The following is a 12,550-nucleotide window of genomic DNA, read 5'->3' as shown; positions in this document are numbered from 1 at the left end:
GTGGTGGGGCATGCCCCACCACCAGCAGCACCTAAATCTCCACCGAAAATTACACCACGAGCGCGGACGCTAACAATAATGCTTCCTGCGGTGATGATCCGCCCGAACTTCAAGTCCTCGAATTCCGGATCTTCTAACACAATTGACAAGAGGTATGTGCCGAAGCTGTGGGCAATGATATCGGGCCTGGAAGGCCGCTGACTTGCTAACGCCTGCGCGATCGCGATCCTCATTCGCTCGCCAAGGCGCTTCGCCAAACGCCCGTGCAGCCATCGAACGAGCACATCAATCGTCACCCAGCCATATTTGTATATTAGGACTGGCGCGGAGTAGCGAAGTCGATTGGCGATTTGCCAGCTGAATTCCTCCTGCCATTTAGCGCGGCTGTTCATGCCGTGAATGATGATCATCCACCTGATATCACGGCTGTTCTCGCCAACGAGGCGATAGACGAATTCGACGAGGACCTCCACGCCCTCTTCGAGGTAGTCGGTCGAGCAGTGGGGGCAAATAGTGTAGGGCGCGCCTGCAGAACTAAGGATTCTTTTGCAAATAGGTATCGGGCACCGGTAGGCGACCAACTTCCTAGCCACTCCCGAGGCGACCGCCTGATCAAGAAAAGTTTCAAGCGCTTGATTTTCAGGGGTGGTACCTACTGCCTGAGCGAACTGCGCTAAGCTGAATTCGAGGCCGTCCCCTCGTTCCAGGCGTCGAACGACCTCCACCTTCCACGCATGCTCTGGCGCTTCGGAAGCAATCATGGTGTGCTGTTATAATCCCACAGAAGCTTAAGAATTTGCGCCACGTCCTCGCGCTTGCATTGCGCCCATATCCTTAGCCGCGCCTCGCTGCCATAGACTTGAACCGCTATTCGCCGACTCGTACCATCTTCTTCGGCGGCGAAATGGAGCATCCCCTGCGCTCTGTCGAATTGGCTCGTATCGACGGTCTGGAGAACAACGCGAACGGGCTCGACAGAATCAATGCCGCCCTCCGCGAGTGTCGAGGCAACTTCGACGTAGCCTTCATCCAGCTCGAAGCGCGTGGAGTGCATGCCCTTGCCTTTAGTCGCCGCGACCTTGACAGCTTGATTTAGCACTATCCTCGAAAAGGGGCAGTCGGGACAGCCGATCGTGGCCAACGCAGCACGCACATCGGCGAAAACGACGGCGTGGTCGATCTCGGTATTGCGATGGATCAAGATCGCGCAATAGGGGTCGCTGAAGCTCCACACGTATCGGACGATGCTGCGATCAAAGCGCTGACGATAGGCATCGAACCGATACCGCTCGAGCCCTTCTTCTTGCCCAAAATCCTTGGGGCGCCAGCGATTCCAGCCTTCCTTGCTCTGGTGCCAAACCATCGAGATGAGGTGGTGCCGGTTTTCTGGACAGGGTGTTAAGCTACTCCCGACCTGATGGATTGGTACGGGAATGAAGACGACGAGGAAGCGCTACAGCGCCGATTTTAAGGCCAAGGTCGCGCTGGAAGCGATCCGGGGCGATCTGACGCTGGCGGAGCTAGCAGCCAAGCATGGTGTGCACCACACGATGATCGCGTCGTGGAAGCGGCAGGCCATCGACGGCATGGCAGGCACGTTCTCCGGGGCTGGCGATGTGGCCAAGGCCGTCAGCGAGAGCGAGGTGGAAAAGCTGCATGCCAAGATCGGGCAATTGGTCGTCGAGCGAGATTTTTTAGCGAAAGCCTTCGGTCGATGAGCGTGGACCGGAGGCGGACGATGGTCGAATCTGCTCACCACTGCCTGTCGATCACGGCGCAGTGCCGCCTGCTGCGCATCAGCCGCTCGTCGTATTACTACGCACCGGTGCCGGAAACGGACGAGACGCTGGCGCTGATGACGGTGATCGACGCGACGTTCCTGGACTGCCCGTGGTACGGCAGCCGCCAGATGGCGCGGCACCTGCGGCGTGCCGGGCACGAGGTCGGTCGCCGTCGGGTGCGTCGCCTGATGGCGAAAATGGGGCTGACGCCGATCTACCAGCGGCCCCGCACGAGCGATCCGCACCCGCAGCACCGGGTCTATCCGTATCTACTGCGCAAGCTGGCGATCGAACGGCCCAATCACGTGTGGTGCGCCGACGTGACGTACATCCCGATGCGCCGTGGCTTTCTCTATCTGGTGGCGATCATGGACTGGGCGACCCGCAAGGTGCTCGCCTGGCGGCTGTCGAACACGATGGACGCCGGCTTCTGTGTCGCGGCGCTGGAAGAGGCGTTGGCCCGGTTCGGCAAGCCAGAAATCTTCAACACGGACCAGGGCAGCCAGTTCACCAGCTACGCCTTCACCAGCGTGCTGCGTGACGCCGAGGTCCGCATCAGCATGGATGGCCGGGGCCGGTGGATGGACAACGTCTTCATCGAACGCCTCTGGCGATCCCTGAAGTACGAGTGCGTCTATCTCCACGCCTTCGAGACCGGCTCGGAGCTGCGGGCTGGCCTTGGCCGGTGGATCACCTATTACAACACCCAGCGTCCGCACTCCGGACTGGCCGGGACAACCCCGGTCGAGGCCTATCGGCGGATCGGGCAATCAGGTCATGGGGGGCATGCCCCCCATGACCTGATGATCAAACAGGCGGCATGAACGACAACCGGGATTAGCTTAACTCAGCCGCCAAACTGTCCAAGAAGGCGGGACCACCTCAAGAGCCCCGCCTCATCAAGATCAATATGCTTGAGTTCGAGCGCATCGGGGAATTCGAGACTCGTAGCGGAATTTAGCGCGCCGGCATGCGGACTTGCGGCAATGCTGTCCGCAAGGGTTGCGGCGTCGATCTGCGGCGGTTCCACGAGATAGAGATGTTGGTCGCCCCATCCTTCAACTTCGGCCAACCAGGCTTCCAGCATGTTCTGGGAAATGAGGTCGGCATCTATAGCAGCATCGAGATTATTCGAGAAATCATTCTTAGTCGTGCCAATCTTGGCACCACTGTTTCGCAGCAGCTCCTTGATGAAAGTGTTTCCTTGGGCCACGACGACCTTGCGGGCCAACTCCTTAAGCTGCGCCTTGCTAAGTTGACTGTCTGCCATTCCCCCTCCTGACCGAACACTCTTTTCACAAAGTTTTGTACAGCCCAGGTCCGATAGCGACCGCTACAGCTACGATTTTCTGTCGCTATCAAATCCGATTTTCTTTCACCTGTCAGAAGCAGGTTTAACACACCTCCAGGTAACAATAAATGCGAAAATATGAGATACTGTATTGTCTCAACTTCTCTGATTTATCTTATGCCATCGGCTTTGACGTTTTTGAGCAAGCGTGTGGAGAGGGCTTCAAGTTTTGGCAAGCTGACGCTTAACCGCGCAACGTTCAGCCTGCGAATCTAAGGCGCCCAGTTTTTGAACTCGATTCCAAAGGCTGACGGGCTGAGCCTATACTGGTCGCCCTTCGGATCTGAATAGCACAGCCAGTATTCGAGGGGCGGGTTCGAAGGCACAACTGGCCCTATCTGCCGCGCAGCGGTAGCCAAGATCGACATCGAGTCCTGGGTGTATAGACTGATCTCGCGTTTGATACCAAGAACCTCCTTGACGATCGATTTTGTGAACTTCGCGTGGGACTTGCACTCTACACCTAGCGCAATTTTGTCGTGAGAAGGCCGCCCGCTCACGCCGTCGAAGACGACAACGATGTCGATTTCGTGATAGCTGCACAGTCCTGTTGATCCTGTAATCGTGCTGCCCAGCGTGCTAACCTCAATGTCGGTGAAAATGTTGAAGCGCTGGCCGGTCGCCGGATGATGAACTAGAAAATGCGCGTCGCCCGGCTGGATTATGCTGGGACTTTGCTTGAGCTCCAGGACCTTGCCGCTGAACGTAATATTAAACCCCCGGCTGCAAAGTTCTTCGATCGTTCTGCTTAGTACATAGAACTCGTAGAGCTTCCCGGCTGTGAGACTGCGCGTCTCGGAATGTACGGCACGCCGACTTTCAAAGCGCTGGATGAGCGACCGTAACTCTCGCCGCGCGCGCTTTATGCTGATGCCGCTCATGCCAGTTCTGCCGTTTCCTCTGGATCGGGCCCGCCTTCATCTCGCATGATGGCGTCAATCAGGCGGTGGAGATCCTGACGGACGTCGACGAGGTGCGGCAGGTCGAAAAAGAGCGGATCGCGAACGCCGCCTCCTTCGTCCGCCATGGGCAGAATGCGCAGCTCCGGTACAGGCTGATCCATGGCTTGCCTCAGGCGGTTGCGAGCGTCATCGAGTGTCGCTGCATCCTCCAGCGCGATCATACGGTCGAGAGCCTCGAGCATAAGCAAGAGCCGCTTTCGCGGCTCGGGGCGATAGCGACCGTCCGGCGTGTCCTCCGCGTAGGCCGCAACATCGGCGAGTTCGGGTGCACCTAGCCGCCGAAAGTCTTCGGCCAGCTCTAGCGCAAGTATTTCGCGGTCTCGATCGTCCATGCCCCTCTCTCGGACTGTCAAATGGAGGATTGGACCAGCGTGCGGTAAATGGTGGGGGAGCGCCAGCAAAAATCGCCAATTTCATAGCGCCATCGTGAAACTAGAACGTTGAAGCGGGCCGTGTAATCGATCACACCTCGGGCGCGGGCCGGTGGCAGTGTCGGTCTGTGTTCCATTGGGTTGCATTACGACGGCAAAAATCTCATTCAGGCAGTCGCCAGAATCCGCACATGGAGACGTCTGGCGGCTGATTTCAGAGGATCGCAGCTTACTGCTGTGAGCTGGCGCGAGGTGGGCTTTCCGATTAGTTCGCAATCTCGGAAATAGCGGGGACCCCACTTGTCGCCTCATGGATGACGAGTTCTGGCGAAGCTTGCCGTTCCCAAGCCGGTTGGGCGTTCTCGACTTTGCCAACCTGGCGGGAGGCGCTAGCGTCTCTAACCCTGCCACCACCATCTCGTCCAGCTGATGCTTTTCTTGTTGGATTTCGCTTGCAACATTGTCCAGCTGGTCCAGCTCGAGGGCCACTAACATATCGAATATGTGTTGACCAGTTCGTCACCAAATATCTTGGGCGTGAGTTTTGCGATGCCGGCGGAGAGCTGATCCACTCCCTGATCAATCGCAGATCGCGTCACGATAGCGCGAAAGCACTCGTGCTCCTTTGCGAGAATGATCGATGTACCGAATTTGATTAATTAGGCGCGATCTTCAAGCACCTGTTCCAGATCAGCAGTGTGCAGGATCGGCTCTGCCCGCCGTGCCCTCGCAGATGACGGCGAACTGACTCGGGCTATTCCGGATCCACGCGGGCGATCCAGTCCGACTGGGCGTGCGCCTTTGCGATCTCGATCCCGGCGCGTAATGGCCTGATCACGCGAAATTGGCCTACCTGCTCCGTCACAACAAGCCCGTCGGCCTCCAGCCGATCGAGGAGGTCGGCCAGATCGCGATGCGAGGGACCGAGCCCAATCTCTCCCAGCCATTGATAGAAGAGTGCATCATTGCTGGGGCCGTGCTCTTCCAGCGCAACGAGAATCTCGCGAGCCTGGAGCGAGCGACGGATGTCGAGGTATGCTTTGGGTGTATTCTGCCGATTGGCGGCGGCCATGGTCACAGCCCTATCGTTCAGCGCCGAGCGCGCGATTCTTGGGGCGATGAACTCCGAACAGCAGCCAGAAGGCTTCGGCGATCGGCATCAACGCTTCATTGTCGATCCGCTCGACGATATGCTGGCCCAGCAGCACATTGTTCCGGAACGCCAGAGCGGTCTGATAGCCGTCGCCCAGGATCATCCGGAAGCCCTTCGCGCCATAGACGCTGACCAGGATCACCCAAGGGCCTTCGATGCCGTGCTGGCGAAGCTGCATCTGCGTGGCATTCGTCATTGCTTGCAGGCCATGCTCGAAGGTGGCTGGCCAGCATGTGCGCCAATCCTCTCCATTATTCCGGCGCACGCCGCCGATGACAAAGGCTGAGTCCGTTCGTCCCGTGCGATAGGTCAGCGCATAAGAGCCGACCCTTCCCGCGTCGTTGAGCGGTGCATGGACCAACACACCGTCGATCGTGTCGAGCGACGAAAAAGCGCCGACCCGGACGGGCACGACAGCATTCTCGCGCGCGACCTCGATCCGCCGCTCCTCGCGGAACAGACCGAGCGGTGCGACCGAAATGACCGCGACCGGTGCCTTCTCGACCGCGAAAGGCATTTCGACTCCCTGCGATGCAGCTATCGCCTCGGCATGGAGCTGGCGGAATTGCTGGGGTAGTTGGGCTGCGTCGGTGAAGGCATGGCGCAGGTCGTGGACGTCGAGCTCATATTTGCCCCGGCTGTTGCGGCCGAAGAAGCGCGCGCCGCCCTTGTAAGTGACGCGGTGCGGGGCATTGAGGCTGCCGGGAATGCGCAGCACCAGTGCACTGCGCCCATTGGCGAGCGGCACCCATTGCGTTCGCGCTCCGATTAGGCGCGGATTGACACCGGTCTGGAGTTTGCCTTCGAGCCGCAGGATGGCGGCATCGTGGTCGTCCGCCTCTACGCCAGGCAGATTGGCCGCAACGCCGTTGGCCTCGTCCAAGCCGTAGATGATATCGCCACCTTGGGCGTTCGCAAAGGCGGTAACATCGGCGAGAAACTCGCGGGTCGCCTCATCATTGCCGCCTGGCAGTTCGCGCTTGAATTCCAGATCGCGGCCTTCCGAGACTTGATTGTCGATCAACCGCTGCAGGGCGGCTTCGTCAATCATCTCGATGGGCTGTTCGATCATATTTGCATGTATCCTTCTTGGGTCGATACGGTTTAGCGATTGATCGGCAGCGCGCCGCCTGGGAGCGGTGTTTGCGACCATTTAGGACCGCCCGTGATTGTGTCGAAGCTTATTCGGTAGGCCTTGGCGGTGGTGATATGGCTACGATCGATGCGCTTAGGCTGCAAGAGCTCCATCAGATCGGTCAAATATACGACGAGCATACGCATCCGGATCAGCCTGAAATCCTGATCGCGCTTCAGGCATTCGAAAAATTGCGCGGCTTGGACGAACCAGCGCGCCGCCTCGGTGCCGTCGGGGTCATGTTCTAGCACTGATGTAAAGCTACCGAAATCTAGGATGCAGAGGTTATCGCTGGGCGGCAACATCGCATGGCCGATCGCGCGCAACTCCTCGCGAAAAATGAGGCAATCGCTCCAATCCTGCCAATCTTTATGCTGATTGATCCAACCATCGGCCAACACGCTCTGGATGTTGCGCAGGCACGCATCAAGCCGCCGGTTGCGGTCCAGCTCGTCAACGTTGAGCGACTCGATATCGCGCCGATAGAGCTCGACCCAGCCGAGAAAGCTGCAAAGCCGATAGACGTTGCTGACGAACCGATAGCGGAGATAATGGTCATTCACCGCCGCGCTCGGTTCGCGCACGATCGGCTTTTTCAGCACCGCGAGCCCGACCTCTAGTTGCTCTCGATCATTATTGTCGCGTGACAGCCCGTAGAGGCGGTTCGACAGTTCCTCTGCGGCGAGGAAGATCGGCATTTGGTAGCGACGATAGGCGCCAAGCAACGTCTGCCGGGCCTTCCAGCGCTCCAGCCAAGTTGCGGCCACGAAATCCTTCAAAAAGAGTGCGATGAGGCTGCCGATCGTTGTGACTAGCGCTCCGAGCACGCTCAGCCCCAGTAGTGTTTGCAATGCCATGATGAATCCCCCCAATCCTTGATCGATTATTTCACAGCCGACGCGTCTTCTCAACAATCGTAAACTGTGGATTGGATTGAGGCGCTGCCGAGGAGAGCTATTGACCTATGGTGGCTGTTTTCCATTCGGGGCCAGAAGAGGGTGCGCGCCGGTCATTTGCCGTCCGTTTTTCACACAACTTGTCATCCCCCTCGCATTGCTTCGACCGCGCTGAAGCGCAAAAGAGCCGCCCGGCTCTCATCCTAGCCGGGGGGCGCGTCACAAGCCGCCGACGCTCAAGTCGATTTGATGAAAAGCCGAGGGTACCATTGCGGTGAGGGCCGCTTTGCGCTGATTTTGCGACATATCGACCAGGCACTGGCGCAGGCGCGGGTGCTTGCACCGGTGTTAGAGACGGTGCGATGGGTCTGGTTTCGGTATTTTCTGGCGTTCAGCGCCGTCGGTACTGGTCGGATGAGCAAAAGCATGCGCTGGTGTCGGCGAATTCAGCGTCTGGGGTGAACGTTGCGGAGATTTCTCGTCTCGCCGATGGTCATATGGCTCCGATAAAAGGTCGACCGAATCGGGCGCAGGCTTCATGGGATTCCGTCTTCTGGAATCGAACCTGTTTACAAAAAAATTTTGATGGCACGACTGATGGACCTGTTCGGATAGATCAATTTTTTATCATCTTTATTCAGTAAGTTATGCCTACAATTCGATTCCCGCTACCCGCTCCAAGGCCGCAAGTTTTGGAATGCTTGCGTTACGACCCGGTCTGCAGCGTCTTTGACCCTATCTCTACGCACCTTCCATCGGCCTAGGTCGAAAGCACCATCATCGCTGCTATGCTCCGCATGGAAGCAGCAAGGGTGAAATGACCATACGGCTCCCCGCTGGATAGCAGCCCGAAGGGGTGATGTATTGGGCCGACGGCCTGTAACGCTATCACGTGCCTGGGAACGATCTGCCGAGCCCTGCTTATTGCTGCAAGTGCCGCCCGATTTTGGCGCAGCAATAAAAAAGGATGGAGACAGATATGGAAGCGACCCGCAGCGCCTTGAAATCACTGGTCGAAACGACTTTTGATTCGGTTGAAGGTTATCGCAAGGCGGCTGAGACCGCGAAGTCGCCGCAGCTCAAGGCTGTCCTGACCCAGCAGGCGCAGAAGCGCCAGTCGACGCTGGACGCGCTCAATCAGGAACTGGTGCGGGTCGGTGGCCATGCCGTGACCAGCGGTACGACCGCTGGTGGCCTGCATCGCCTGTGGGCGGACATCACGTCGCTGTTCGAAAAAGGCGACGAAGCTGCCGCCGAGCGTGCCGAAGAGGGCGAGGATTATCTCGTCAAGAAGTTCGAAGCAGCCCTGAAGGACCAGGATATCGACCCAGCCGCGCGAGCCGCGATCGAGAAGGCGTATCTCGAAGTGAAGGAGGGCGAGCGCCTGACCGATCAACTGGCCCGCCAGTACGACTGACCCGAACCCTCGTTCTACCATGGCAGCCCCGGCGGGACTAATTTCGGGACCACCGGGCCTGCCATGTTCTCCCTTCACTGGAGCGCTCGAAATGCCAGCCCCCGATACGAAAGACCTTCCTTCGCCCGCCATCAGCAATGGCCTTGCTGACCACCAGCCCGGAGAGGGCTCCTCGCCGATTTCCGAAGCCGAAGGCAATGCTGGCGAACTCCATCAGGACGTTCCGGAGGATGCAGACCACGACGCCGCCCAGACCCATCTGACCGACAATTTCGGTCACCGGATTTCCGACAACCAGAATTCCCTGAAGGCGGGCGAGCGCGGGCCGACGCTGCTGGAAGACTTCGTTCTCCGCGAAAAGATCTTCCATTTCGATCACGAGCGGATTCCCGAGCGCATCGTGCATGCGCGCGGTTCGGGCGCGCACGGGACTTTCGAGGTCACGAAGGCGATACCTGAATGGACCAAGGCGGCGCTGTTCCAGAAACAGGGCAACAGCTGCCCTGTTTTCGTTCGCTTTTCGACCGTAGCGGGCGGCTCGGGCAGCGTCGACACGCCGCGCGACGTACGCGGATTTGCCGTCAAGCTGTACACCGAAGAAGGCAATTGGGACCTGGTCGGCAACAATATCCCCGTCTTCTTCATCCAGGATGCGATGAAATTCCCCGATCTGGTCCACAGCGTGAAGATGGAAGCCGACCGGGGCTATCCGCAGGCCGCCAGCGCCCATGATACGTTCTGGGATTTCATCAGCCTGATGCCCGAATCCATGCACATGATCATGTGGGCGATGTCGGACCGGGGCATTCCGCGATCGTTGCGCATGATCGAGGGCTTCGGCGTCCACACCTTCCGCTTCGTCAATGCCAAGGGCGAAGGAAAATTCGTGAAGTTTCACTGGAAGCCCGTGCTCGGGCTCGAGAGCACCACCTGGGACGAGGCGGTCAAGATCGCGGGTGCCGATCCCGACTTCCACCGCCGCGACCTGTGGGAAGCGATCGACTCGGGCAATTTCCCGCAATGGGATCTCGGCGTTCAGGTGTTCGATGAAGCCTGGGCCTCGCAACAGCCCTATGACGTGCTCGATGCCACGAAGCTGATCCCCGAGGAGGAGATTCCGGTGGAGGTCATCGGTCGGATGACACTGAACCGCAATGTCGACAATTTCTTCGCGGAAACCGAGCAGGCGGCATTCCTGCCGACCAACATTCTGCCGGGAATCGACTTTTCCAACGATCCGCTGCTTCAGGGGCGGCTGTTCAGCTATCTCGACACGCAGAAGTCGCGGCTGGGTACGACCAATTTCCACCAAATCCCGATCAATGCGCCCAAATGCCCGTTTCATAATTTTCAGCGCGATGGCCTGATGCAGACCCTCGTCCCGACTGGACGCGCGAACTACGAGCCGAACACCCTCGCCGAGGCGGGCGAGGACGGCGGTCCGCGTGCATGCCCCGAAACCGGGTTCACCTCATTCCGGGAGAATGCCGAGCGCAACGATCCCACCGAGAAGCTGCGGGTGCGGGCGGAAGCCTTTGCCGATCACTACAGCCAGGCGAGGCTGTTCTATCGTTCGCAGACCGAAAACGAACAGGCGCATATTGCATCCGCGCTCGTGTTCGAGCTGTCAAAAGTGGAGATCGAGCATGTCCCGCCGCGGGTGATCGCGCGGTTGAGAAATATCGATGAGGACCTCGCCAAGCGGGTTGCCGACGGGTTGGGCATCGATCTTCCCGGACGGGCGGCTGCTGCCAAGGCTCCAGTGGATCTTGGCACTTCCGATGCCTTGTCGATTCAAAAGCAGGCCAAGCAGACCTTCAAGGGCCGCAAGATTGGTATCCTGTTCGACGAGGGATCGGATCGCCAGGCGATCACGCAGCTGGTGTCCGACATCCAAACCGCTGGCGGCACGGCGTTTCTGGTGGCGCCGAAAATCGGTCCGCTAAAGCTGAAGGGTGGGGAACTCAAAGCCAATGGCCAACTCGCCGGTTCGCCTTCGGTGCTCTTTGACGCAGTGGTTGCCATGCTGTTGCCGGAGCGCGCCGAGAAGCTGGCGAGGGACGTAGGTGCTGTCGCCTGGTTCTCAGATGCGTGGTTTCACTGCAAGACCATCGGGGCATGCGCGGGCACCCGCAAGTACCTGCTTCCCAAGGCCAATATCGAGCCCGATGACGGGGTCGTGGATCCCGAAGCCTTTATGGCGATCGGGCCAGTCCGACACTGGGAGCGTGAGCCGAAGGTTCGCGACCTCGCCTGACACACGTTGATGCGGGCGGCAAACTGACGGCCATAACGGGACGGCCATAGCCTGGCAGCAGGTCGCCGCAGGATATATTTGGCGCATGAGTCCAGCAATGCTCTCATGCGCCAGGCTCCGCCGGTTGCGCGCTGGCGCGCAGCCTGGGGGCAAGCGGATCTCCTAGGGAACTGCGCTTGCCCCGTATGTTCTTTCGCTAGCTGCGCGAGAGCGCTCCTCCACTCATCGCGGTAGCAAAAGGCATCAGCTTTACCTTCGGAACCGTTTGATGGACTATTTCTAAATATCTGCAGATACGTGGATACACAATTGCACAATAACTGTGGGCTTGCAGTCACCCAATAGGTTTTTCCTATGCGGTTCATAGAATGATTTCTAATTTCGTTCTGCCAGTTATCGTGGAATATAGCCCTGTTCCTGCGTGCCGGGAGGTATTTCGTGCGGCTTGATATGGCAGCACAGGATTTCGGTGCGTGCATTGGAGCAGATCCTTGGTGATGCCCCGGTTTTGCCGGGTCGCAGCTGGAGCAATCCGGGGCATTATCCATCCCTCAGATGCACCTGTCTGCGCCGCATGATTTGGGTCTTCACTGCGGCTCACGCTGCCAGGTCGGTGCGAGCGAGGCCGGACACCAGACGTGCCAGGAAAAAGCAAAGGCTGACATGCACATCGAACCAGGCCTGTTCCCCGCCCTTGCCCGCAAACGCCAGATTGCCATCCTGGCCGCCGATTGCTGAGCGGACGCGACATCATGCAGCATCGGATTCTGCTCGTTGCGGGCTTCTTTCCGCCTTATTCTCCGCTGGGTGCGGTGCGTGCCCCCATGCTGGCACGTTGGTGGTCGCAGCAAGGCCATGACGTTAGGGTGATTGCGCTCGAGAATCCGGCGGTTGCGGGACAGCTCGAGCACTGTCTGGCGCCCGAGGCCGTCCGCTACATTCCGTTCAGTCCCCCCGCGCCGGTGCTCCGCCAGGCTGCAGACAGCGCCAAGGTGCTGCTCGCGAAACCAGACAGCCGCATCAAGCCCCATATAGAGAGCTGCAAGACGCTGTATCGCCAGGTGGTCCACTTCCCCGACCGGTACCGCAAATGGATCAAGCCTGCCGTCGAGCATGCGGTGGCGATGGCAGGGCAATGGCAGCCGGACCTGAGTTAGCGTCCGCGCTCGTGGTGTAATTTTCGGTGGAGATTTAGGTGCTGCTGGTGGTGGGGCATGCCCCACCACC

At 58.9% G+C, this 12,550-nt stretch carries 13 protein-coding genes; 5 read left to right on the top strand and 8 right to left on the bottom strand.

Features of this window, described 5'->3' with window-relative positions; genetic code table 11:
• Nucleotides 1–761: hypothetical protein (locus K5Q19_RS06825; RefSeq protein WP_273304249.1), on the bottom strand; the 761-nt coding region annotated here is incomplete at its 3' end.
• The gene (locus tag K5Q19_RS06820; protein ID WP_273304247.1) at nt 758–1,363 is read right to left on the bottom strand and encodes a hypothetical protein; all 606 of its coding nucleotides are present in this window, start codon (nt 1,361–1,363) and stop codon (nt 758–760) included. The genes K5Q19_RS06825 and K5Q19_RS06820, both read right to left, overlap by 4 nt.
• 70 nt (nt 1,364–1,433) lie before the next feature.
• Between K5Q19_RS06820 and K5Q19_RS06815 the strand changes: the two genes are divergently transcribed.
• Nucleotides 1,434–2,605, top strand: a protein-coding gene (locus K5Q19_RS06815; protein WP_273304245.1) for an IS3 family transposase whose coding sequence is annotated in 2 segments (ribosomal slippage) — nt 1,434–1,698 and nt 1,698–2,605 — 1,173 coding nt in all. Because the reading frame shifts where the segments join, the coding sequence is not laid out codon by codon here.
• A gap of 23 nt (nt 2,606–2,628) precedes the next feature.
• Here the strand turns inward: K5Q19_RS06815 and K5Q19_RS06810 are convergent.
• The 6 genes from K5Q19_RS06810 to K5Q19_RS06785 all read right to left on the bottom strand — a co-directional run bounded on the left by K5Q19_RS06810 (nt 2,629) and on the right by K5Q19_RS06785 (nt 7,610).
• A complete protein-coding gene (locus K5Q19_RS06810; RefSeq protein WP_273304243.1) occupies nt 2,629–3,051 on the bottom strand; it encodes a hypothetical protein in 423 nt (140 codons plus the stop codon).
• A 293-nt stretch (nt 3,052–3,344) separates the two neighbouring features.
• The gene (locus K5Q19_RS06805; RefSeq protein WP_273304240.1) at nt 3,345–4,013 is read right to left on the bottom strand and encodes a hypothetical protein; all 669 of its coding nucleotides are present in this window, start codon (nt 4,011–4,013) and stop codon (nt 3,345–3,347) included.
• Nucleotides 4,010–4,426 carry a hypothetical protein gene (locus tag K5Q19_RS06800; RefSeq protein WP_273304237.1) on the bottom strand — a complete coding sequence of 139 codons (417 nt, stop codon included), beginning with the start codon at nt 4,424–4,426 and terminating at the stop codon, nt 4,010–4,012. The genes K5Q19_RS06805 and K5Q19_RS06800 overlap by 4 nt, the downstream gene beginning before the upstream one ends.
• Nucleotides 4,427–5,219: 793 nt before the next feature.
• Entirely contained in the window at nt 5,220–5,537 is a 318-nt protein-coding gene (locus tag K5Q19_RS06795; RefSeq protein WP_066114094.1) for a hypothetical protein, read from the bottom strand.
• A gap of 10 nt (nt 5,538–5,547) precedes the next feature.
• The gene (locus tag K5Q19_RS06790; protein ID WP_066114092.1) at nt 5,548–6,690 is read right to left on the bottom strand and encodes an ATP-binding protein; all 1,143 of its coding nucleotides are present in this window, start codon (nt 6,688–6,690) and stop codon (nt 5,548–5,550) included.
• A 32-nt stretch (nt 6,691–6,722) separates the two neighbouring features.
• Nucleotides 6,723–7,610: a hypothetical protein gene (locus K5Q19_RS06785; RefSeq protein ID WP_273304234.1), complete on the bottom strand. Its 888-nt coding sequence runs from the start codon at nt 7,608–7,610 to the stop codon at nt 6,723–6,725.
• 401 nt (nt 7,611–8,011) lie between these two features.
• Here K5Q19_RS06785 and K5Q19_RS06780 point away from each other — a divergent pair, with 401 nt between their 5' ends.
• From K5Q19_RS06780 to K5Q19_RS06765, 4 genes are all read left to right on the top strand, one after another.
• Nucleotides 8,012–8,293 carry a hypothetical protein gene (locus tag K5Q19_RS06780; RefSeq protein WP_273304231.1) on the top strand — a complete coding sequence of 94 codons (282 nt, stop codon included), beginning with the start codon at nt 8,012–8,014 and terminating at the stop codon, nt 8,291–8,293.
• Between the two features lie 335 nt (nt 8,294–8,628).
• Nucleotides 8,629–9,066: a PA2169 family four-helix-bundle protein gene (locus tag K5Q19_RS06775; RefSeq protein ID WP_273304229.1), complete on the top strand. Its 438-nt coding sequence runs from the start codon at nt 8,629–8,631 to the stop codon at nt 9,064–9,066.
• A gap of 91 nt (nt 9,067–9,157) precedes the next feature.
• Entirely contained in the window at nt 9,158–11,323 is a 2,166-nt protein-coding gene (locus K5Q19_RS06770) for a catalase (RefSeq protein ID WP_273304227.1), read from the top strand.
• A gap of 752 nt (nt 11,324–12,075) precedes the next feature.
• Nucleotides 12,076–12,480: a hypothetical protein gene (locus K5Q19_RS06765; protein ID WP_273304225.1), complete on the top strand. Its 405-nt coding sequence runs from the start codon at nt 12,076–12,078 to the stop codon at nt 12,478–12,480.
• Nucleotides 12,481–12,550 lie beyond the last annotated feature (70 nt).

Origin of the sequence: Novosphingobium sp. (assembly GCF_019748365.1) — a bacterium.
Taxonomy (GTDB): domain Bacteria; phylum Pseudomonadota; class Alphaproteobacteria; order Sphingomonadales; family Sphingomonadaceae; genus Novosphingobium.
This window is presented reverse-complemented; position numbering and strand designations above follow the sequence as displayed.